We start from the raw sequence: 22,705 nt of genomic DNA, 5'->3' as shown, positions 1-22,705 counted from the left end.
AGCAGGTACGGATACACGATCGTCCTGATCTTCGACCACAGGAACCCATGCGGCGTGCGGCGCAGCGAGCTGCAGACATGCAGGCCGGACAGGAAGAAGAACAACGGCATGTGGAACGTGTAGATCATGTAGTCGTTCCAGGCGAATGCCGTGTCGGCCGCGCCCGCCGGCACGAGGTCGGCGGAGACGGCACCGCGCAGCACGTGCCCGTATACGACAAGAATGATTCCCGCGCCGCGGGCGACATCGAGGCTGGTTTCGCGAGCAGTCATGATGAAGGGGCGGCCGGCCCGTCAGGTTCCGCACCGCCGAGATATCGGACAGTCGTTCACTGTATGGCGGGCCGATGCGCAGGACAGTGCGCTGGGCGACAGTGGGTCGTCGTGCCGCCCGACGGACGTCCTACAGCCGCTCGAATATCGCGTTCATCATCTCGGCGCTTCGGCTCCAGCGATACTTCTCCGCATGCAGGCTTCCCTTGCGTTTGAGCTCGGCCCTGAGTGCGTCGGAATCGAGGAGGCTCCGCAATTTCCGCGCGATGTCGTCCTGCGAATACGGATCGCAGTACAGCGCTGCATCGGCACAGACTTCCGGCAGGGCGGCCGATTTGCCGACCACCGCGGGGCAGCCGTAGCGCATCGCCTCGAGAGGCGGTATGCCGAAGCCTTCGTAGATCGACGGATAAAGGAAGCATGCGGCGTTCTGATACAGCGCCTTCAATTGTTCGTCGCTGATATAACCGACGTACTTGATGTTCGGTTCCGCTGCCGCCGTGGGGTCCTGCTTGCCGAACACGGTGGTGTTCCGCATCCCGACGATGACGAGATCGACCGACGGATCGTCGATCTGCCTGAACGCCGCGATCAGCCGGCCGAAGTTCTTGGTGGGATTCATGCTGCTGACCGCGAGCACGAACCGGTTCGGTGTCAGCGCATGCTTGTCGAGCACGCTGGCGTCCGGTTCGAGGGTGTCGAGATGATCCGCACCGAGCGGCACGACGCTGATCTTCTCCGCGGCAATTCCGCAGTGATGTGCGAGGCGATCCCGCGAGAAATAGGAGTTGGTCAGCACGCAGACGGAGGTGCGCGCCAGGATCCAGAACATGATCCGGTACCACATGCGAAACGGGCGCGAGAAATGCGCGGGCGTGTCGAACACCGCGGCATCGTGCATGTAGATGATCTGGTTGCCGATGAAAATGGATGCCGAATTGCTGAGATTGACGATGCGGCCGCGGCGCGCGAACAACGGGAGGACCAGTTGCTCCCAGACCACGCCCTTGTAAAAGCCGACTTTGACCGTCTTCGTTCCGCTTACCTCGATGCCGGGCTGCGGAGGCACCAGCACGGTGACCGGATCCTGCGGCTGAAACTTGACCAGTGCGGCGATCAGCTCACGTGCGACGCGTTGCACGCCGGTTGTCTTCTGCGTGGTGAATCGGCCGTTGTAGACGAGTGGCTTCGATTTCTTGAACGAGATCATGTCCATAAGGGGATATCGAAATCAGGCTTTGACGTGATCCGCTGCAACCGGCTTGAAGTCGCGCGTGTCGACGCGCGGCTCGTCGGTGCCGAGTCCGTAAAGCGCATGCCATTGCCGGAAGATCGCGCTCATCGAAAACCGCTGAATGGCGCGATTTCGTGCGGCCTCGCCCATCTGCTCGCGAAGCTGCCGATCGTCGCGGAGCGTGGTCACGTACTCGACCATCTCGTCGGCGGTCGACGCGACATAGCCCGTCACACCGTGAATCACCACGTCGCGATTGCCGACGACGTTCGTCACCACGGCCGGGATTCCGGCAACCTGCGCTTCGATCAGCGCGACCGGCATGCCTTCCCAGCGCGAGGTCTGGACATAGATGTCGAGTTCCGACGTCAGCGCCAGCGCTCGCTCGCGGGTCACCCAGCCGCTGCATGCGACGGCCTCGCGCGCGGCGGAATCCGGGATCTCGGCCGCGTTGCCGCCGATCCACAGAAACTCGACGCCGGCGCCGTGCAACGTGTCGGCGAGTCGCACGAATGCGTCATGATTCTTCTGGAACGACGCGCGACCGCTCATCCCGATCACGACCTTGTGGTCGTCGCGCGTACGGCGGGCCGGAATTTCCGCGACGTTCACGCCGTTTTCCACCAGGACCGCCGACCTCGGCCTGACTTTCCCGTTGATCTCGCCGAGCTCGCTGCCCGAGCACGCGACAATGGTGCCGCCGATGCGCGCCGCGATGCGCTCGAAGCTCAGATACGCGAACTGCTTGATGGGCGACACGTCACAGCGCAGGAATGACAGGCCGTGCGGCGAGTAGAGGACCGTTGCATTCGGGGCGGCGATCCGGGCGGCGATGCGGCCCAGCACGCCGGCCTTCGACGAGTGCAGATGAATCGCGGTCGGCTTGCAGTCGCGCAGGTTACGGACGAGCGCGTGCACGCTGCGCAGATCCTGCCGGACGTTGACCTCGCGCACCATGTCGACATGGACCAGCGTCACGTCGGGCCGGAACAGCGTCGGGAAATTGGCCGGCGTTTCGGGCCGGATCGAGTGCAGCACCGTCACGTCCACGCCGGCCGCGGCGGCATGATTGGCGAGATAGGTGAGCATCGACAGCACGCCGCCGCCGAATGCTTCGGCAATATGAACGATCTTTTCTCGGGTCATTTCTCGGTCTGTCGATTCGGTCGCGCTGTTCGTTGCCCTGTGCGACGATGGGGCGGCGTATCGTCAAGTCGTCAGCGAGTCACGCACACCGAACGTCAAATCCATTACGCATTCCTGATTGATTGATGCGGGATCGCCGCCGCCATTGCTTCCGGTTTGTCGTGCTTGGTCGAACGAACACGCGACGCGGCCGCGAATGTCTACTGTCACGCATGCATCAACTGGTCCGGACCATTGTGGATCGCATGCCGCGCGCACTCGGTGCGATGGCTAACCGAACGAGCGAATCGGCTGCCGCAATCGCGCCCGGAAGGTATTCATCGCGCGTCGGCGCGCTGGGCGGGTGGCTTGCGTACGCGAGCGAGCGGATTGGACAGATAGCGGATCGCGCGATTGCTCAGCGTCGACGACGGCAGCAAACACGCGAGCGACAACACGGTGACCGCCGCCTTCTTGGCCGGACGCCAGAACGGGTTGCGCAGCACGGTGTGCCAGTAACGTCCCGATTCGCACAGGAACCAGCGCCAGCGACGCGCCAACGGCGCGCGATACAGCGTGCTCGCGAAGCGTGCCTTCTCGATGGCGAAGTCGCGTGGGGCAACCGGCAGCGCTTCACGCAACCGCATGCCGGCGAGCGTGCGCAGGATCGACCAGCGACGTTCGGCCTTCAGTGCACCCGTTGCCGCGTCTTCCGAATTGGCGAGCGCGAGGGCCGGGCCGTCGGCCGCGCCTGCGTTCGACTGCTGGTGCATGCGGTAGCCGCCGAGTGTCGCATCGATCATGTGGACGGCACCGAGCAGCGCGATGCCGTAGATCGCGTAGAAATCGGCGCCATGCAAATTGTCGGCAGTGACCGGCACCGGAAAAATGCGTTTCAGCGCAGCGACCTGATACGCATTGCCCGATGCAGGCGGCGACGGGTACAGCCAGCCCGCGCGCAACAGGCGGCCGCAATCCGTATCGACCACCGACTGCGGCACGCTCGCGCCGGTTCGTACGCCATCGTGCGCGATCACGTCGAGACGGAAATGGACCTTCACGAAATCGCCGGATGCGAATGCGGCGAGCACGCGTGCCGCGGCGTCGGCATAGAGCAGGTCGTCCGCGTCGAGCAGGATGACGTAGCGCGACGTGACATGCTCCAGCGCGCGGTTGTACGCGGCAACCTGACCGCGATTCTCCTGGAACACCGCGGCAATGCGCTCGCCGTACGAGCGAATGATGTCGCGCGAATCGTCGGTCGACCCGTCGTCCACGATCAGAACGCGCACGCCGCGCGCGGTCTGCGCGAGCGCCGAGTCGATCGCGTCGCGCAGATACTTGCCGTGGTTGTAGTTGCAGATTGCGATGGTCAGGTCGGTCATGTGCGGAAGTCGGACGGGCGGCGCGCGGACGATCGGGGTCATGATACGGATCGCGCGCCTGCGCACAGTTCGCGAGCCTACCGTTCGGGCATTCGCGCACACGTGGAATATTGCGTCGTCGACGCGGTGCCCGAGCGCTTGGTCTGATGACGCACCGAAGCCGTTCGGAACCGCTGATCTAATCAAGGTTGGAGCGTCGCCGCTTTCGTCGGCTTCGCGCGCAGGCCACGCAGTCGGCCGTCGACACGTGCGGTTCGACGCGCACGAAGACTTGCCAGGGAAACGTACGATATGCATGAATTGCAACGCCTGTCGCGCATTGTGGTCGCCGGCATGTGCATGGCGGCCGCGCTATCGTGGCCGGAGCTCGCCGTGCCCGGGGCCTCCGCGACCAAACCGGCCGCGCTCGATGCGGCGGTACCGGACGCTTACGTGCGTCCGGACCCCGCGGCGGCCGATCAGGGCGACGCGCTGCAACGCGCGCTCGACGCGCTGCGGCCGGGGCAGCGGCTCGTATTCGCACCGGGGCGCTATGTCGTCAGCCGGTCGCTCGTCGTGCGGCAGGCGCGTGTGGTGCTGTCGGGATTCGGCGCGACGTTGATCGCGACAACGCCGAACGATCAGACGATCGAGCTGCGCGGCGACGGTACGACGCTCGTCGGGTTCCGGCTCACGGGAACCGGCGCGACGCGTCTCACGACGCCTGGGTCGACGAAGATCGAGGTAACGGGGCGCGACGTGCAGGTGCTCGACAACATCGTCGACGGCGGCGCAGGGGCGGGCATTTTCGTGTTCGGCGGCGCGGATGTCGCGATCGTCGGCAACGAGGTGCTGTCGACGCTGGCGGACGGCATTCACATGACGCACGGCTCGCACAACGTGCTGGTGCAGGGCAATGTCGTGCGCGGAACCGGCGACGACATGATCGCCGTGGTGAGCTACCAGGCGGAAGGCGTGCTGACCCGCAACGTGATGATTACCGGCAACTCGCTGGAGGGCAACCCGTGGGGCCGTGGCATCACCGTGGTCGGCGGCGCGGACGTTACGATTTCGGACAACATCGTGCGCAACGTGCAGGTCAGCGCCGGGATTCTCGTCGCGCAGGAAGACAGCAACCACACTGTCGGCTCGTCCGACGTCCGGATCGAGCGCAACGTGATTGCCGATATCCAGACTGCGACGGGCCGGACCGATGCGCGTCCGCTCACGCAGCAAGCGGCGATCGAGGTCAGCACGTGGTCCGGTTCGGTGTCGCGCGTGACCGTGATCGGCAATCGCGTTTCGAATGCGCGATTCGATGGCATTCGGTTGTGGGGCAACGTATCGGACATACGGCTGGCGGACAACCGGCTGTCGGGAATCGGCGGCATGCCGGTGCGGGTCGGACCTGAACCGGATTGCGCAACCGGCGCGCCCGCGGGCGCGTCTGCGAACAATCGGGCAAGAGGCGCTCCGTGCACGAGCGCGCGCCTGTCGCGGCCGGGTGCGCCTGATGCCGTCGGCGCCGATACGTCACTGCTGCCGCGCGTGCGCGAATCCGTCAGACGGGCGCGCTGGTCCCAACGCGTCGATTGATCGTGCGGTGCGCGGCCCACGCGCCGGCGCGATTCGCATGCAGCGGTCGAACGGCGTCGCGTTCCTCCGCCTTCTCGTCAGCCCGGTTCTCCGGCCGAGAGCGGTACGACCGGCGTGGGCTGCGCGGAAGTCGTCCTTGACGATGGTTGAGCCGTCCCGACGACTGTCCGCCCATACTGATCGTCGAACCGCACGATATCGTCCTCGCCGAGATAATTTCCCGATTGCACCTCGATGATTTCGAGCGGAATCCGGCCGGGATTCTCGAGTCGATGCACTTCACCGACGGCGATATACGTCGATTCGTTCTCGCACAGCAGGAACGTCTCGGCGCCGCGCGTCACCTTCGCGGTGCCGCGCACGACGATCCAGTGCTCCGCACGGTGATAATGCATCTGCAGCGACAGCTGCCTGCCGGGTTCGACGACGATCCGCTTCACCTGGAAGCGCTCGCCGAAATCGATCGAATCGTAATGGCCCCACGGCCGCTGCACCTTGCGGTGCTCGCTCGCCTGCGGGCGGCGGTCGGTCTTCAGGCGCTCGACGATGTTCTTCACGCGCTGCACGTCGTGCTTGTTCGCCACCAGCACCGCATCGGCCGTCTCGATCACGACGACGTCCTTCATCCCGACGCACGCGATGAGGCGGCCTTCCGAGCGCACGAGGCTGTCCTGCGTATCCTCGAACACGATCGGGCCGCGCGCGACGTTGCCGTGATCGTCCTTCGGCATGATTTCCCAGATCGCGTCCCACGTGCCGACGTCCGACCAGCCCGCCGCGAGCGGCACCACGATGCCTTCGATGCCGAGCTCGCCGTGTTCCGCGAGGCGCTCCATCACCGCATAGTCGATCGAATCCGACGGGCACGCGTCGAAGGCCGCCGCATCGATCCGGAAGAACGGATCGTCGGCGACACCCGCGCGCCACGCGTTTTCGCAAGCGGCGTGGATGTCCGGCGCGAGCGCGCCGATCGCCTTCAGCCAGACCGATGCGCGCGTGACGAAGATCCCGCTGTTCCACCAGTAATCGCCCGATTGCAGATAGCGTTCGGCGAGCGTCGCATCGGGTTTTTCGACGAAACGCCCGATCGCGTAGCCGCCCTGGCTGCCGTGGCGGCCCGAGCGCGGCTCGCCGACCTGGATGTAGCCGTAGCCCGTCTCCGCGCGGCGCGGCAGCACGCCGAGCGTGACGATCGCGCCCTCCTGCGCATAGCGCGCCGCGCGTGCGATCGCGTCCTGGAACGCGCCGACATCGACGATCACGTGATCGGCCGGCATCACGGCCAGCACGGGATCGTCGGCGAGCGCGCTCGCGTCGAGCGCCGCCAGCGTCAGCGCGGGTGCGGTGTTGCGCGCGGCCGGCTCCAGCAGGATGCGGGCGGGCGCCGAGCGGCCTTGCACTTGCTCGGCGCTCATGAAGCGATGCTGTTCGCCGCAGACGAGCAGCAGCGTGTCGCCGAGCGACGCGTTCGCGATGCCGTTCAGGCGGCGCGCCGTCGCCGACAGCGGCGACTCGTTCGAGACCAGCTCGATCAACTGCTTCGGATACTGCTCGCGCGACAGCGGCCATAGCCGCGTGCCGGAGCCGCCGGCGAGAATCACCGGCAGGATGCTCGGCAGATCGGGTTCGGGAACGGGGCGAAGGGTACGGGTCATCGGTTCGCTCCGGTATCGGCGGGCAGCCGGGTGCGCGCGCGGCCGTCGGCGCGCGTGTCGTCGTTGCGCGAGACTGAAACGGCCCGCGACAGCAGGTGACGCAGCGCGCCGGCCGCACGGTCGGCCGACCGTACCAGGCCGACGAACGGCGCACCCTGTTCGAGATACGGACCGTAGGCCTTGCGGAATCCGAACTGTTTGTAGAACGCCTGACGCGGCGCCGGGACGTGCGTGCGCACCGCGGTGTCCGGCCATGCGGCCTGCGCGGCGGTGAGCGCGCGCCCGATCAGGCGTTCGAGCGTATCGTCGTCGCGGCAGCTTTCGCTCGTCAGCACCTTGTCGATCACGACGTCCGGATCGATGTCGTCGCCGGGCAGGATGCGCGCGTACGCGGCGACTTCCGTGGTGTCGCCGTTGCGCACGCTCGCATAGACGTGCAGCGCGCCCGCGTCCTTGCCGTCGATGTCGAGATGCGTGTGCGCATCCTCGACCACCAGCACGGCGTTGCGCGCGCGCAGAATTGCATAGAGATCGACGGCGCTCAGATGTTCGAATTCACAACAATGCCATTCCATGATGCTGTCCTCGCGTGATGCCTTCGGCACGCCGCGCCGCACGGACGCGATCGTTCCGTGCGGCGCGGCGATCTTCATCATCCGGATGCGTGGCGTGGCGGTCTGTTCGAAAGCGTACTCACGCTCCGGATTCGCATGCACGGCGCGGGATACGAGGCGACGTGGGCGTCGCGGAGCGTCGCAATGTGCGGTAGCACACACCGTCGGGGCCGGTGCCTTTTCATAATGGATTGATCGTCGCGGCCTGCAATGAAGCGCGCCGGCCGACATCGGACGCAAACCAGCCGCCGGGACGCGGGACCGAGGATTGCGGTGTTTTCCGATGGGCCGGTCGCGCGGTTGCACCGCCATGGTGATCGGCCGGTGCGTCGGCTTCCGGTCGAGACCTGCGGGGCGGCCGATCGCCAGGAGGGCCGTCGCGCTGCACCGCGCGGCGCTGGTTCCGGGCGCCCGACGCCTGGAACCCACGGTTGTCGGCGAGAATTCGCCGAAAAGTGGCGGCGCGGCGCGATGCCGGTGATTACGACGTGTAACGGCTGGGCAGCCCGCGCGCCGGCGCCATGCGATGCCGCGACCCGGCTGCGCTCGCGATTATGCGGTCCGGGCGGACGGTCCCACGCACTTTTGGGAGATTTCGGTGAAAATCGCAGGTAATCGACAGTGTCAATCTTGCGGAAAAGTAGTATTTGCCACTGATTGACGGGAATGGTCGGAGATAATCAAATCTCAGTGGCCAAAAGTGCGCAGCGCCGGGTCACGGGCAGCGTAACCGACTGATTCAGGATTATCTTTTGGTAACAAGGTCATCTCGAAACGGGGTGTAAATTGAGGTGCGGATGAAATGGGGCGGCCAATCCGGGCGCGGTTTGGCGGCCTTCCGGTTCCGTATCGGGCGCGACCGTCGTCTACGACGCGACGCACATGCGGACGGATTGTCCGTTTGCCGGCGTGCCCCGCCTGACGGCGGGTCGCTTCAAAGCCGGAATGTCATGGCTCCCGCAGCCGCGCATTCCGTTCGAGTTCGATGACAACGAGGCCGGATGACATCCGGCTCGACCTCCGGGGGTTTTCGCCGTGTGCAGTTTCGATCTTCGCCAAAGCTACGGAAACGCAGCGCGGAAAGGCGGCCATGCGCCGCCGGCCGTAGCGCACGCGAACGGTTCGCGGAGTGCAGAGAGTGACGGTTCGTTATGAATATGCCAATAACGCGCGATAAGAGCGCCGGCGCGGGGAGCAGTAACGGGCAGCGTCCGCTGATTTACTGGACGCAGTCGCCGTCCGTGATGCTGCGAAAGGAATTGTCGCGCCGCGACTGGAAAGTGACGGTCGTCGCGCATGCGAACGAGCTGCGCGACACGTCGGGCGAAATTACCTGCGGCATTCTCGACTTGAGCGGCGGCCATGCCGATGCGATCGGCAGCATCGCGTCGACCTGCGCGTCGATGCGCGACGTCGTCTGGGTGGCGCTCGTGGACGTCGGCCAGACGGCCTCGCCGAACGTGCGCGCGCTGTTGCGCGACTACTGCTTCGACTACGTCACGCTGCCGGCGTCGCACCAGCGAATCGCCGATACGGTCGGCCATGCGTACGGCATGGAGTGCCTGTTCGCGCGCGATCGCGAACAGCTCGAATCGGAGGAAAAGGGCATCGTCGGCACCTGCAGCGCGATGCTGCGGCTGTTCGATACGGTGCGGCGTTTCGCGCGCACCGACGCACCGGTGTTCGTGTTCGGCGAGACGGGAACCGGCAAGGAACTCACGGCCGTCGCGATCCACCGTCATTCTGAGCGGCGCAACGGCCCGTTCGTCGCGGTCAATTGCGGCGCGATTCCACCGCATCTGCTGCAATCCGAACTGTTCGGCTACGAGCGCGGTGCGTTTACCGGCGCGAACGCGCGCAAGATCGGCTACGTCGAGGCCGCGAACGGCGGCACGCTGCTGCTCGACGAGATCGGCGACCTGCCGCATGAAAGCCAGGCGAGCCTGCTGCGGTTTCTGCAGGAGCGTTCGATTCACCGTCTTGGCGGTAGCGATCCGGTGCCGGTCGATGTCAGGATCGTGTCGGCGACGCACGTCGACCTGCGCGATGCGATGGAGGAAGGGCGTTTCCGCGCCGACCTGTTCCACCGGCTGTGCGTGATGCGCATCGACCAGCCGCCGCTGCGCGCGCGCGGCAAGGACATCGAACTGCTCGCGCACCACATGCTCGAACGTTTTCGCGGCGATGCGCGCCATCGCGTGCGCGGGTTCTCGACGGATGCGATCACGGCGCTCTACAAGCACGACTGGCCCGGCAATGTCCGCGAACTGATCAACCGGGTGCGCCGTGCGGTCGTGATGACGGAGGGGCGTCTGATCACCGCGCAGGATCTCGAGCTCGAATATTGTCTGGATGCGGCGTCGCCGTCGGTCGCCGACATCCGCAAGTCGATCGAGCGCGAGGCGATCGAAACCGCGTTGCTGCGGACGCGCGGGCGCGTCGCCGCTTCGGCGCGCGAACTCGGCGTGTCGCGCGCGACGCTGTATCGCTGGATGGAGGCGTACGGCATCGAGCGACCGCGCGGGACGGGCTCGTCCGATTGATGCGCGGCGGCACGATGCGCGCGGCTGCCGCGCGCGTCGTGTCAGCCGGCCTGCGTCGCGCGCACCGCGCGCGCGGCGTTCACGGCGCGGACGTCCACCGTGGGCGCGACGTTGTCGTTCGCTCCCGCCGGCTTCCCGTCAAGCCGTATCGGCACGAGCGCGATGCGCGCCGGCGTGCCGGGCGCGAGATGGAACCAGTCGTCGCTCGGCATGAAGCCCGGCGCGTCGATCTGCACGTGGCGGGCGACGTGCCGCGTGTCGATGTCGACGTGCCAGGTTGCGCCGGTGCGGGACACGCATGCTTCGATCCCGGGTTCGCGACGCGCCAGCACGGCCGGATGCGTGCGGGACGGGAAATGGAACGCCTGCGACAGCAGCGTGCCGTCGTCGGCGCGCAGCGTCGCGACGACCGTATCGTGTTCGCACGGGCCGAAGCGGTACGCGTAGGTCCAGTCGAAGAAGCGGCCGAGCAGCTCGGCCGAGCCGAGCCGTACCGTGTCGTGCGCGGCGATCCGCACCGGGCAGCCGGCCCGCGCGACCGGCGTGCGGCCGTCGCGTAGCGCGACCAGCTCGATCGAGGCCGACAGCGGCGCCGGGCGTTCGTTGACCACATGCACGTCGAGCCCGTTCAGGCCTTCGTCGACGAGCAGCACCTGGATCGGTTGCAGCACCTGGCGCAGCGCATACCACGCCGATTTCGGCCGGTGCGCGGCGTCGATCATGCCCCATCCGGCGCCCGGCATCACGTCCTGGAACTGCCACACGAGCGCGCCCGCGCAACGCGAACCGGTGCGCCGCCATTCGGAAAACGTCTCGCGCATCACGTCCGCGACCACCGCACGCGACAGCTCGACATAGCGGGCCGGGTCCTCGCGCCGCAGCCGGTCGGGCGCGACGTCGTACAGCGTCTGCAGATAATGGTCGCGGATATCGTCGAAATCCCACGACGTGCCGGGGTCGCGCGGCACGGCCGCCTTCCAGCGCGGTTCGTGCACGCCCGGCCAGCCGAGTTCCGCGAGCGTCGCATCGCACGGCACGTTCGCGAACGCGAGGCATTCGCTGGCAAAGCGCACGTCCGCGCGGCGCGCGTCGTCGAGCGGGCGCAGGTATGCGCCGACGCCGTAGTAGTGCGACACGCGTTCGCGCGGCGTAAACGGCAGCACGCCGCCGTCCGGCGAATCGGGCACGTAGGGGACATCGGGGCGGTGCGCGGCCGCGTGGCCGGCCAGCCTGTCGGCCGTCAGCTCGAGGAAACGCTGCTTCGGCCCGAGCCCCGACATCGCGGCCTGCTGCGCGATCTCGCTGCCGCCGCACAGCACCGCGAGCGACGGCGAAGCGCCGTGACGCGACAGGAACTGGATCGCTTCGCGATCGACGTTGGCCGCGAACGCGGGATCGTCGAGCGCGTAGTCGAAGTTCGCGAAACCGAAGTCCTGCCAGACCAGCAGCCCGAGCCGGTCGCACCATGCGTGGAACGCGTCGGCCTCGTAGGCCATCGTGCCGCCGACGCGGATCATGTTGAAGCCGGCGTCGCGCGCGAGCCCGAGCAGGCGGCCGTAGGTCGCATCGTCAGTGTGCAGCGCGAGCGGCGCGGCGCTGCTCCAGCATGCGCCGCGCGCGAATACGGGCACGCCGTTGATGCGTAGCCCGAAGCCTTTGCCGTCGTCGCCGGAGTCGACGTCGATCGTGCGAAAACCCGTCGAGCCCAGCGACCGGCGCGCATCGCCGATATGCAGCGCGATCTCGTAGAGCGCCGGTTCGCCGTGCGTATGCGGCCACCAGCGGCGCACGTTCGGTATCGCGACGCTCGTGCGCAGCCGGTCGGCGCCGGCCCGTTCGAGCGTCGCGTGATGTTCGCCGCACGACAGCCGCGCCGCGAACATGTCGGGCAGCGGCGCGGCGAACGTCAGTTCCGCCTCGAGCCAGCCCGTGTCGCCTTCGACGCGTGCATGCAGTGTGCAATCGGCGAGAACGGGCCCGTCGGCCGGATCGAGCACGTCGATGGGCCGCCACGGGCCGGTGGGCACATACGGCGGAAACCAGCCCGGCATATGCCCGAACAGCGACGTGCGGATCGTGCGCAGCGCGGCCGGTTCGGCGAGCCGCGTGCGCCAGCGCGCCCGCCGCGGCGCCCGCGCGTCGCGCCGGTGCGGCGCGAGCGCGCGGAAACAGACGGTCAGCCGGTGCGTGCCGTCGAGCGCCACGGGCACGTCGTGCGCAACGAACATGCTGTCCGAGCTGTGGATCGGCGTGTCGTCGAGCCAGGCCTGCGCGAGCGTCGCGAGGCCGTGAAAACGGAGGATGCGCGGCCCGCGCCCGCGCAGCTCGAGTCGATACCAATGGTCGCGCTCGTCGAGCGATGCGGCTTCGTCGAGCCGGCCGGCCAGCGCGAGCGCCTGCGCGACCGTGCCGGGCACCGGCGCCGCGATCCAGCCGTCATGGTTGGCGGGGAGGTCGCGCGGCGTTTGCACGGCGCCCGCGGCCGTCGCCCGCATCGACCACGCGGGCAGGGGGCGCGCGCGCGTCACCGCATGGCCGGCACGGGCACCGCGTCGGCGCGCACGGGCGTCACGTGCCGCAGCGGCGCGCCGATCTGCCGCGCGCACGCGATGAGGTCGACGTACGCGGCCTCGATCGCTTCGAGCGTCGAATCGCCGCGCTCTTCCTTGCCGCGCGCGCACGCGCGCGCGAGCCGGAATTCGAGCACCATCGCTTCGGACGCGATCCGATCGCACGCGGCGCGGATCTCGGCGAACGGCCCGGTGCAGCCGCTCGCCTGCAGCCAGCGCGCATAGTGGCCGAACAGTTCGAAATTCGCGCCGAGCTGCCGCACCGAATTGAACGAGTACGCATGGAAGCGTTCGAGCGGCGCTTCCGCGAGGATCTGCGCATCGGTCTGCAACTGCCGGCGGAACGCCGCGATCGGATCGACGACCGGCAGGCGCCGCAGGTGGCGCTGCAACGCGGCGAGCGAGGCTTCGCACAGCGCGCGTTCGTCGAGCGGCGCAAAGCGTCGCTTCGCGCATTCGACGTACGGCGGCAGCGCCATCGGCGAACTGCCGCCGATGAGCCCGTCGTAGTCGAAATCCTCGGCGACGTAATAGCCGCTGTTGTGGAAGTAGCCGATCTGGCGCTTCTCGCGGTCGATCGCGTCGATGCCGATCGTCGTCTTCGTGTGCTGTGCGCGGTAGCTGGCGCCGCGCGTATCGGGCAGGAACCACGCGTCGACCTCGACGATCATCAGGCGGCCGCGCGCCACCTGCGTCTCGATGTGCTGGTCGAGCGGCTCGTAGATCGAATGCTCCTGCACGACGATCCCGTAGAGTCGCTCCAGCTCGTCGTGCGGAAACTTGAAGAACGTGAACTGGTCGCCCTCGAAATCGAGCGCGATCGTAAACGGCAGCGCCGCATACGGATTGAGGCCCCACCACCGCAGCACCTCGAGCCACATGTCGACGTAGCAGTTGGTCTGCTTCCAGACCATCTCCTGACTGTGCAGCGGGTGCGGCCGGTAGTGGCGTGCGCGGTGGCGCACGTCCTCGAACGACGCGTCTTCGCCGTCGCGGGAAACGAACCTCATCGCGCGCCCCACAGCACGTCGCGCACCTCGCTCGGCCATGCGTCGATGTCGAAGCCGTGGTGGCGGAACAGCGCGAGCGTGAGCCGCTCGAGACCGAAGCCGACGCAGCCCGTGTGCGCGACGTCGCCCGTCGCGGTGCGGATGTCCCACAGCAGACCGAAGTGGTCCATGTGGTAGTTGAAGCTCAGGCACGCGGTCTGCCGGTCGTCGTGCTCGATCGGAATCAGCAGCTCGAACTTCAGGTTCTGCTCGCGCTGACTATCCGCGACGATCTTGCCGCCGCGCCCGAAGAACGGGTCGTTCGCGAGATCGATCGCATTCGGCAGGCGCAGCGCGTCGATCATCCGCGTGCCGCGTTCGATCCATGTCTCGCGGAACGAGACGATCTGCTCGGGCGTGCCGATCCGCACGTACTCGCGCATCCGGAACAACTGCATGCGGGTCGGGTCGAGCGACGGTTCGTGGCGGAAGCAGTACGAGAACACGTCGACGATCCGGCCGTCGGCGGGCAGCGCGCCCGCGCGCGCGACGACGGGATACACGGGATAGCACGCGGCAGGCGTCATCACGACGTAGGTCGGCTTCTGGTTTTCGGTCCAGTCGTCGCCGCGATCGAGGCATTGCAGCACGCGCTGATGCTGGCGTTCGTCGCCGCAGAACGCATGCACGCTGCCCGCCAGTTGCGGGAAGCTCTTCATGTATTCGCTGCGCTCGAACTCGGTGCGGCTCATCGCCGGCGGAAAGCGCAGCACTTCGGCCTGCTGGTCGGCGCCGAGGCGCGTGACGAACGCGTCGAGCGCTTCGACCACGCGCTCGAATCGCTCGCTGCGGCCGAACAGGCCCTGGATGCCGGTCGAAACCAGCAGGCCCGCGTCGATCAGCGCGTCGCGCAGCGGATTGACGCCCGCACGGTCGAGCGGTGCGTCGGCGGGAATGGAGGGGGCAGTGGGCACGGCGAGGCGATCGTTCACGTGTGTTTCTCCAGCGTCGCGGGACGCAGCGCGAGCAACAGGCTCGCAGTGTTGGCGGCAATGCGGTCGTTGCTGATCATCAGCGGCGCCGCGTGCAGGTCGCGAATGTGGCGGCCGATGCTGAACGGCGTGCCTTGCTTGTAGCCGGCCATCCCGCAGATCATCATCGCCTGGTGCGCGACCTCGAGCGCGGTCGCCGACACATAGGTCTTCAGCGTATTGATCTCGGCGGCCCACGCCATGCCGGCCGACCACGAGCGCGCCGACGCGTTCGCGTGGAGGCGCAGCACGTTGTCGACGCGCGCCTGCATCGCCTGCATCAGCGCGAGCGATTCGGCGATGCGCCGCGCGGCGGGCGACGGCGCGCCGTCGGTCTGGCGTGCCTGCGCACGGAAGAACTGATGCGCGCGATGAAACGCGTCGCCGGCCACGCCGATCCACACCGCGGCCCACAGGATGTGCGAGACCGGCACCATCGTTTCCTCGGCGATCTTCGCGAACGGCACCGGCAGGCATTGCACGGCCGCGCCCTGCGCGTCGAGCACGAAGCCGTTGCTGCACGTGCCGCGCATGCCGAGCGTGTCCCATTCGCCGCGGCGTGTGAGCGTGTAGCCGTCGCGCAGCAGCGTGACGAGCACCTGTTCGGAAGCCGGCGCGTCCGCATCGCGTCGCGCGGTGGCGAGAATGCCGTCCGCGTAGTCGCCGTACGAGATCGTCGGCGCGGATTTGTGCAGCCGGAACCCGCCGCCGTCGATCTCGAGCGCGCACTGGCTCGCGCGCAGGTTGCCGCCGACGCCGTCTTCCGACGTGGCCGACGCGAGCAGCCACTGGTGACGCACGATCTGCTGCAGGAACAGCTTGTGCCAGCCCTGGTCGGCGGCATGGTCGACGATGCAGGCCACCTGGATCTGGTGCATCGCGAACACCATCGCCGACGAGGCGCACGCCTGGCCGAGGATCGAGCAGGCCGACGCGACGTCTTCCAGCGACGCGCCGGCACCGCCGAGATGGGCCGGCACCATCGCGCCGAGCAGCCGGCGCGCGCGCATCGCCTCGATCGCCTCGACGGGGCAGCGCGCGTCGCGGTCGACCGCATCGGCGTGCTGGGCGGCGATCTGCGCGACGGCATGCGCGGCTTCGTCGAGCCGATGCGAATCGCTGTCGGACGCGAGTTCGGGTAGCAGCGCGCTCATGCCGAGTGCTCGGTGCGTTGCAGCGTGACGATCGTGTCCGCGAGCGCGTCGATGCTGCGGAACAGGTTGCGGTTCAGCATCTCGTCGGGAATCTCGATGTTGAACTGCTTTTCGATCGCGAGCATCAGCTGGATCGTATCGAGCGAGGAGAGGCCCGCTTCGTAGAGGTCGTCCCCGTCGCCGATCGAGTCGATCGCGGCTTCGAGGTGGGCGACGTGCTTCAGGATGGTTCTGATTTCGTTTTTCACGTGCTGCTCCGGCGTGCGTGGTGTCGTCCGCTCGGGCAGACGCGCGACAAGCGCTGACATCCCCCGGCAGTCCGGCATCAGTAGACCATCGGCAGACGCGGCGTTCTGTTCGCCACCCTACAAACAGCTGACCTGGCACGCGGGCGGCGTCGAAGCGCCGCCCCGGCCCGGCGCGCCGATCACGCGCGCGACGCGGCCGGCACGCCGGAGTCGGCCGACAGGATGCGCTTCATCTCGTCGCGCACGATCGCGCGGCAGCCGCACGACATTTTCTCGAGGCCGTCGAGGTCCGCGAGCTCGATCGAGCTGCGGTATTGCCGGATCAGGCCGAGCTTCTGGATTTCGCCCGCGGCGTCCGTGACCGTTTCGCGCCGCACGCCGAGCATTTGCGCGAGCATGCTGTGCGTCACCTGGATCTCGATGCTGCGCGTGCGGTCGAACGCGAGCAGAAACCATCTGCATAACTGATGTTTGAGCACGTGATGACGGCTGCAGAACGTGATCTGCGCGACTTGCGCCATCAGCAGCCGCACGCACACGAACACGAGATGGCGGATCACCGGCGACGCCTCGAACGCGGCCGCGAAGACGCGCCGGTCGAGCCGGTAGACGAAGCCGTCGCGGCACGCGACCGCGCGGCAGGGCATCCGGCCGCTGCCGCCGATCACGTCGTCGCAGACCACGCTTTCGCTGCCGATCTCCGCGACTTCCAGCGTCATGCCGCCGGACGACACGTACTGCAGCGAAATCGCGGTCGTGACCGGCAGGTAGACCGCGGCGAGCATTTCGCCGGGTTCGCACAGCACCTGCCCGGATTTCAGGTGAACGAGTTGCAGGTGGGGCCTCAGCGTGGCGAGTTCGTCGCGGTCGATGGCCGCGAGAAACCGGTTGGCGTCGAAGCTGTGGGAAAGCTCGATCATGCCGTTCGCATAGGCGACGGCTTCGGCGGCCTGATGAGTCACGGCGCATCCTCGCAGGTGGGGGTCGCGCGTCGCTTCGGCGAAGTCCGGAATGGAAATCGCACGATCGTGCGGACTTTGTTGATCAAAAAAAGCGGAATGACGATACTCGCAAAAAAGGCTAGCACGCAATTGAATTCAGCCAATTCCACATTTGGCCATTTCACAAAGTTTGACGATTTAGACTGGGCGCAAACGTTATATCGATTTAAGGATTCCTTTCTCTGGAATTAATCATCCGGAAATGGAATCGTGAGCTTGCTCGTCATTCTATGTCGACTGGAATCAATCGGACAACGTGACGAATCGTACAGCTAAAGTGGCAAGAAGACATTGAACATTATTTGACAAATAAATGGGGATCGCCTGATTTTTCATTTATATCAATGGCTTGCGAGTGATGTGTGCGGTAGTGGACAGAGCCAGGAATTAGTGTGCCGATTCAAATTTGAGACAGTTTGAAACGAGCGTGTGCGCCGCGGCGACGCCGGCAAATGCTGCGCCGCACATCACGGAAACAATTGAAAATCGGCCGTAAGTATTTGAACGATAAGCATCGCGGCCGCCACGCCACCATCCTGATCCGGCGCGCGGGAATTGATCAGTCGAATGCGTGCTGTGTCCGCCGCATGGGGGAGTGTCCGGAAATGAGACGTTTTTTCGGCTTTGGGGTCGGTTATTCGGGGGCTCTAAATCGGACGTGATTCATATATTAAGGACGGGCGGCTATTGGCACGTAAATCGCTTATTCGGGATGGCGTGTCGAAACGGGGCGGTCGACTTAATTCGGCGTTGACAAGCCGATGATCAGTCGGATTCAGGGTTGTGGGCCGCAACCGCTGTCAATGTCCGGGCGCGCATCGCGATAACGAGTTCCGTGCCTACTGCTGGTGGCGCGGACGATAAAAGGGATACAGACATGCTTCATCTTCACTCGAGCTATTCGGCGAACGCCATTCTTGCTGCCCTCCCGGAGGACAGCATCCGCGCCATCGCCCCGCATCTCGAACTGGTCAGGATCAAGGCCGGGATGCTCGACCGGGTCGGCGAGCCGATGCGTCATCTGCATTTTCCGACGACGGCGATGATGTCGGTGCAGCACCTGATGGAGGACGGTGCGATGGTCGAGGTGGCGGTGGTCGGCCGCGAGGGCGTGGTCGGGCTGGGGACGCTGGTCGGCGGCATCGCCGCGTCGAGCCGGGTCGAGGTGCGCATCGGCGGAATGGCCTTTCGCGTGCCGAGCTGCGTGATGCGCGCCGAATTCGAGCGGTCGGCGCAGACCTACCGGTTGTTGCTCAACATCTGTCAGGCGACGATGGCGCAGATTTCGCGCAGCGCGCTGTGCAACCGGCATCACTCGGTCAGCGAGCAGCTCAGCCGCTGGTTGCTGCTCGCGCACGACCGGATCGACGGCGACGAGCTGGCCGTCACCCAGCAGACGATCGCGAACATGCTCGGCGTGCGGCGCGAGGGCGTGACGGAAGCGGCCGGAAACCTGCAGGAAGCCGGGTTGATCCGGCAACGCCGTGGCCGCATCACGGTGCTCGACCGCGACGGCCTCGAACATCACGCGTGCGAATGCTACAACCTGATTCGCGCCGACTATCGGCGGTTGCTCGGCACGCGCGAGCATGCGAGGCCGACGACGGTTCGCCCGCGCATGCCGGACGCGCACCGCGGATTCCCCGTACACGGTGCGTGACGATGCAGTCGATGTCCGGTGGAACGAATGCGATCCGGCGTGCCGCGATCGCGGCGGCCGACGTCGTGCTCGTGCTGGCCGGGGCGCTCGCCGCGCAGGCGGCGTCGGGGCTCGGCTGGCATGCGCTGTCCGACGCGCAGCGCGGCGCGATCGCGCTGCTGTGCGTGCTGACGGTGGCGCTGCTGCCGCGCTACCTGCGCACCGTGCGCGGCGGCGTGGCGGTGCAGGGCGGCGCGCACGTGCTGACGCACACGCTGGTGGCGGTGGTATGCGCGAGTGTGCTGACGGTGGCCGGCACGATGTGGATCATGAATCGCGGCGGCACGGTGACGACCCGCTGGATCGCGCGCACGGTGCTGGCCGGCGACGCGGCGCTGCTGCTCGGCCGCGCGGCGCTGCTGGCGCTCGCATTGACGCGCGCCGACTCGCGTGCGCGCCAGCGCCGCGTTGCCGTCGTCGGCGCAACGGCTTACGGGCGCGTGGCGATCGAGCGGATGCAACTCGCGCCGAACGGCCCCTTCGCGGCCGCGTGCGTATTCGACGACGATGCGCCGGCCGCCGCGGGCGGCATCGGCGGCGTACCGGTGATCGCCGACTGGAACGCGTTGCGCGACCGGATTCGCGGCGGCGACATCGACGAGGTGTGGCTCACGCTGCCGATGTCGCACGAGTGGCGGATCCAGCGCATCGTGCGCGAGTTGCGCGACGAGTTCGTCGAGTTGCGGCTGCTGCCCGACGTGCGGCAGATGGCGGTGGTCGATCGTTCCGCGACCGACGTGCTCGGCATGCCGGCGATCAATCTCGCGACCACGCCGCGCTCCGCGCCGGAGCTGTGGGCCAAGTTCGCGTTCGACCGGCTGTTCGCGTTCGGCGTGCTGATTCCGTTGCTGCCCCTGCTGACGATGCTCGCGATCGCGGTGAAGTTGTCGTCGCCGGGGCCCGTGCTGTTCAGGCAACGTCGCAAGGGCGTCGACGGCCGCGAGTTCGACATCCTGAAGTTCCGGACGATGCGTGTGCATCGTGCGCAGCCGGGCGTCGTGCGGCAGGCGTCGCGCAACGATTCGCGCATCACGCGCGTCGGCGCGTTCCTGCGGCGCACGTCGCTCGACGAGCTGCCGCAGTTCTTCAACGTGCTGTTCGGGCAGATGTCGGTGGTCGGCCCGCGTCCGCACGCGATCGAGCACGACGACCTGTATCGGCAACTGATCGACTGCTACATGTACCGCTACCGCGTGCGGCCCGGCATCACAGGATGGGCGCAAGTGAACGGCTATCGCGGTGAAACGCGCAAGGTCGAGGCGATGGCGGCGCGCGTGAAGTTCGATCTGTTCTACATGCAGAACTGGAGCTTCTGGTTCGACATCAAGATCATCCTGATGACGGTGGTGCGCGGCTTCATCGGGCGCAACGCGTTCTGAGGATCCCGAATGATTGCAGCGGCGTGGCGCGCGAGCGATCGTATCGACCGCGCGATGGCGGTTCGAGGGCGCGGAAAGAACCGAGGCGACCGCGCGGAAATTGCTGCGCTGCGGTTACGCCGACGCGCTTCGCCGCGCGCGCCGTCGGGCGGGATTGCGCGTCCGTCCCCAGTTTTCGCACCGCTGCCGCTGCGTGAACGGCACGCTGATTCCGGTCAACACACGCGTGTTCAATGGGTTTATCCTGCGTCGCATGCGTCCGGCGTTTCGCGCGTCCGGCCGCCCATCCGGATGCGACCGCGCAGGTCAGGCCTGCGCCGTCGCGCACCGGTGCGATACCGCGCGCCGCTCTTGTCTCGCGCGGAACCCGGAACAGGAGAGTCGGCCATGTCGCTCGACCCACAACAACGGCAGACGCTGAAGCAGCGGCTGAACGAGAGCGAGCAGACGTTGCGCGCGGAGATCCGTGCGAGCGAAGACCAGCGCGCGTCGGAATCCTACGCGGAGCTTGCCGGCGCGGCGCCGGACGAGGGCGACGAGGCGAACGCGGATCTATTCGTCGACGTCGACCATGCGTTGATCGGCATGAAGCTGACCGAGCTGCGCGCGATCGGCCGCGCGCAGCAGCGCATGCGCGACGGCAGTTACGGCGAATGCATCGACTGCGACGGCTCGGTCGGCTACCAGCGCTTGCTGGCGCGCCCGACCGCCGAACGCTGCACGCATTGCCAGTCGCTCTACGAACGGCGCTACGCGACGACACCGCGCGCATCGCTGTGACGTCGTGCGTGCGTCCGATCGCCGACTATGGCCGCGACATCCCGATGATGATCGCGAACGGCGACAATCCCGGGGGTTTCCGTCGATCGGGCGCGGTTGGCTGACGCCGCATTACTGACCACGCGCACGCTCGCGCAACGGCGGCCGCTGCCGGCGCGCACGATGGGCGGTGCGGGCAGCGCGGGCGGCAGCGGCGCGACGCGGAGCCGCTCGAACGACGCGTGAACGCAACGCGGCCGCACGCGACGCGTTCGACGCATGTCGGCAAGGTCATCCGAGTACGCCGGTCGCCGGGACGTAGGGCAGGCCGAGCGCCAGCGCGACCGCTTCGTACGTGATGTGGCCGTCGCACACGTTCAGGCCCGCGCGCAAATGCGGATCGTCGAGCATCGCCTGTTTCCAGCCCTTGTCGGCGAGCGCGAGCGCATGGCCGAGCGTTGCATTGTTCAGCGCAAAGGTCGACGTGCGCGCGACCGCGCCGGGCATGTTCGCGACACAGTAGTGGACCACCCCGTCGACGACGAAGGTCGGCGCCGCGTGCGTGGTCGCATGCGAGGTCTCGAAGCATCCGCCCTGGTCGATCGCGACGTCAACGACGACCGCGCCCTTGCGCATCGTCGCGATCATGTCGCGCGTGACGAGCCGCGGCGCCGATGCGCCCGGCACGAGCACGGCGCCGATCACGACGTCGGCATCGCGCACGGCTTCGTCGACCGTATGCGCGTTCGAGCACACGGTCGCGATCCGGTTGGCGAACACGAGATCGAGCTGGCGCAACCGGTTCACGTTGGTGTCGAGCACGGTGACGCGCGCGCCCAAGCCCACCGCCATCTGCAGCGCGCCGGTGCCGACCACACCGGCGCCGAGCACGACGACGTGCGCGGCCGGCACGCCGGGCACGCCGGCCATCAGCACGCCGCGGCCGCCGCGCGGGCTTTCGAGGTGGGTCGCCGCGACCTGGATCGACATGCGGCCCGCGACTTCGCTCATCGGCGCGAGCAACGGCAGGCCGCCGCCGGGGCCCGTCACGGTTTCGTATGCGATGCAGACCGCGCCGGATTTCACGAGCGCGGCGGCCTGGTCGGGATCGGGCGCGAGATGCAGGTACGTATAGAGGATCTGGCCGCGCCGCAGCATCGCGCATTCGGCCGGCTGCGGCTCCTTCACCTTGATGATCATGTCGGCGCGCGCGAAGATTTCGTCCGCGCCGTCGCCGAGCGACGCGCCCGCGGCCGTGTAGTCGTCGTCGAGCAGGCCGATCGCCGTGCCCGCGCCGCGCTGCACGAGCACGCGATGGCCGTGCCGCGTGAGTTCGCGCGCGCCGGCCGGCGTGAGGCCGACACGGTATTCGTGGTTCTTGATCTCCTTCGGCACACCGATCAGCATGAGTCGCCTCCATGGCCTTCGTTGTCGTCGTCGTGCGGGCAGCCGCTTGCCAGCGGCGGGCCGAC

19 protein-coding genes are annotated in these 22,705 nt (G+C 67.2%); 6 read left to right on the top strand and 13 right to left on the bottom strand.

Annotated elements, in window-relative coordinates; genetic code table 11:
• The 4 genes from AC3IFE_RS09290 to AC3IFE_RS09275 all read right to left on the bottom strand — a co-directional run.
• Positions 1–272: acyltransferase family protein (locus tag AC3IFE_RS09290; RefSeq protein WP_489190329.1), on the bottom strand; the 272-nt coding region annotated here is incomplete at its 3' end.
• Positions 273–402: 130 nt separating this feature from the next.
• A complete protein-coding gene (locus AC3IFE_RS09285; RefSeq protein ID WP_301737961.1) occupies positions 403–1,482 on the bottom strand; it encodes a glycosyltransferase family 4 protein in 1,080 nt (359 codons plus the stop codon).
• A 21-nt stretch (positions 1,483–1,503) separates the two neighbouring features.
• Positions 1,504–2,652, bottom strand: coding sequence for a glycosyltransferase (locus AC3IFE_RS09280; protein WP_489190328.1), 1,149 nt, complete (start codon positions 2,650–2,652; stop codon positions 1,504–1,506).
• Positions 2,653–2,969: 317 nt separating this feature from the next.
• The gene (locus AC3IFE_RS09275; RefSeq protein WP_489190327.1) at positions 2,970–4,016 is read right to left on the bottom strand and encodes a glycosyltransferase family 2 protein; all 1,047 of its coding nucleotides are present in this window, start codon (positions 4,014–4,016) and stop codon (positions 2,970–2,972) included.
• 291 nt (positions 4,017–4,307) lie between these two features.
• On the opposite strand from AC3IFE_RS09275, the gene AC3IFE_RS09270 reads away from it, so the two are divergent.
• Complete coding sequence (locus tag AC3IFE_RS09270) at positions 4,308–5,591, top strand: right-handed parallel beta-helix repeat-containing protein (protein ID WP_489190326.1); 1,284 nt, start codon at positions 4,308–4,310, stop codon at positions 5,589–5,591.
• Between the two features lie 77 nt (positions 5,592–5,668).
• Here AC3IFE_RS09270 and AC3IFE_RS09265 read toward each other — a convergent pair whose 3' ends face one another.
• Positions 5,669–7,246 carry a mannose-1-phosphate guanylyltransferase/mannose-6-phosphate isomerase gene (locus AC3IFE_RS09265; RefSeq protein WP_301737918.1) on the bottom strand — a complete coding sequence of 526 codons (1,578 nt, stop codon included), beginning with the start codon at positions 7,244–7,246 and terminating at the stop codon, positions 5,669–5,671.
• Positions 7,243–7,821: a GNAT family protein gene (locus AC3IFE_RS09260; RefSeq protein ID WP_050011082.1), complete on the bottom strand. Its 579-nt coding sequence runs from the start codon at positions 7,819–7,821 to the stop codon at positions 7,243–7,245. Before AC3IFE_RS09260 ends, AC3IFE_RS09265 begins: the two co-directional genes overlap by 4 nt.
• A gap of 1,190 nt (positions 7,822–9,011) precedes the next feature.
• Between AC3IFE_RS09260 and AC3IFE_RS09255 the strand changes: the two genes are divergently transcribed.
• Positions 9,012–10,403, top strand: a complete 1,392-nt coding sequence (locus AC3IFE_RS09255) for a sigma-54 dependent transcriptional regulator (protein WP_179233507.1) — start codon at positions 9,012–9,014, stop codon at positions 10,401–10,403.
• 41 nt (positions 10,404–10,444) lie between these two features.
• Here the strand turns inward: AC3IFE_RS09255 and AC3IFE_RS09250 are convergent, their stop codons facing one another.
• The 6 genes from AC3IFE_RS09250 to AC3IFE_RS09225 form a co-directional block, all read right to left on the bottom strand.
• A complete protein-coding gene (locus AC3IFE_RS09250) occupies positions 10,445–12,898 on the bottom strand; it encodes a glycoside hydrolase family 2 protein (RefSeq protein ID WP_489190325.1) in 2,454 nt (817 codons plus the stop codon).
• Positions 12,899–12,927: 29 nt separating this feature from the next.
• On the bottom strand, positions 12,928–13,983 hold the full coding sequence (locus AC3IFE_RS09245) for a DUF1839 family protein (protein ID WP_489190324.1): 1,056 nt from the start codon (positions 13,981–13,983) through the stop codon (positions 12,928–12,930).
• Positions 13,980–14,954, bottom strand: coding sequence for an amino acid--[acyl-carrier-protein] ligase (locus AC3IFE_RS09240; protein WP_489190323.1), 975 nt, complete (start codon positions 14,952–14,954; stop codon positions 13,980–13,982). The genes AC3IFE_RS09245 and AC3IFE_RS09240 overlap by 4 nt, the downstream gene beginning before the upstream one ends.
• Positions 14,951–16,147, bottom strand: a complete 1,197-nt coding sequence (locus tag AC3IFE_RS09235) for an acyl-CoA dehydrogenase family protein (protein WP_489190322.1) — start codon at positions 16,145–16,147, stop codon at positions 14,951–14,953. The genes AC3IFE_RS09240 and AC3IFE_RS09235 overlap by 4 nt, the downstream gene beginning before the upstream one ends.
• Entirely contained in the window at positions 16,144–16,395 is a 252-nt protein-coding gene (locus tag AC3IFE_RS09230) for an acyl carrier protein (RefSeq protein ID WP_179233508.1), read from the bottom strand. Before AC3IFE_RS09230 ends, AC3IFE_RS09235 begins: the two co-directional genes overlap by 4 nt.
• Positions 16,396–16,574: 179 nt before the next feature.
• On the bottom strand, positions 16,575–17,357 hold the full coding sequence (locus AC3IFE_RS09225; RefSeq protein ID WP_179233509.1) for a Crp/Fnr family transcriptional regulator: 783 nt from the start codon (positions 17,355–17,357) through the stop codon (positions 16,575–16,577).
• Between the two features lie 916 nt (positions 17,358–18,273).
• Between AC3IFE_RS09225 and AC3IFE_RS09220 the strand changes: the two genes are divergently transcribed.
• From AC3IFE_RS09220 to AC3IFE_RS09205, 4 genes are all read left to right on the top strand, one after another.
• The gene (locus AC3IFE_RS09220; protein ID WP_089469658.1) at positions 18,274–19,056 is read left to right on the top strand and encodes a Crp/Fnr family transcriptional regulator; all 783 of its coding nucleotides are present in this window, start codon (positions 18,274–18,276) and stop codon (positions 19,054–19,056) included.
• Positions 19,057–19,067: 11 nt separating this feature from the next.
• Positions 19,068–20,474 (top strand): undecaprenyl-phosphate glucose phosphotransferase, encoded by a 1,407-nt coding sequence (locus AC3IFE_RS09215; RefSeq protein ID WP_489190321.1) that lies wholly within the window; start codon positions 19,068–19,070, stop codon positions 20,472–20,474.
• A gap of 387 nt (positions 20,475–20,861) precedes the next feature.
• A complete protein-coding gene (locus AC3IFE_RS09210) occupies positions 20,862–21,254 on the top strand; it encodes a TraR/DksA family transcriptional regulator (RefSeq protein ID WP_089469659.1) in 393 nt (130 codons plus the stop codon).
• Between the two features lie 96 nt (positions 21,255–21,350).
• Positions 21,351–21,479, top strand: a complete 129-nt coding sequence (locus AC3IFE_RS09205; RefSeq protein WP_489190319.1) for a hypothetical protein — start codon at positions 21,351–21,353, stop codon at positions 21,477–21,479.
• A gap of 45 nt (positions 21,480–21,524) precedes the next feature.
• On the opposite strand, the gene ald is transcribed toward AC3IFE_RS09205, so the two are convergent.
• Complete coding sequence (gene ald / locus AC3IFE_RS09200) at positions 21,525–22,640, bottom strand: alanine dehydrogenase (protein ID WP_489190318.1); 1,116 nt, start codon at positions 22,638–22,640, stop codon at positions 21,525–21,527.
• Positions 22,641–22,705: the final 65 nt, after the last annotated feature.

The sequence above is a fragment of the Burkholderia sp. APQ4-4ca genome (assembly GCF_057837105.1).
This window is presented reverse-complemented; position numbering and strand designations above follow the sequence as displayed.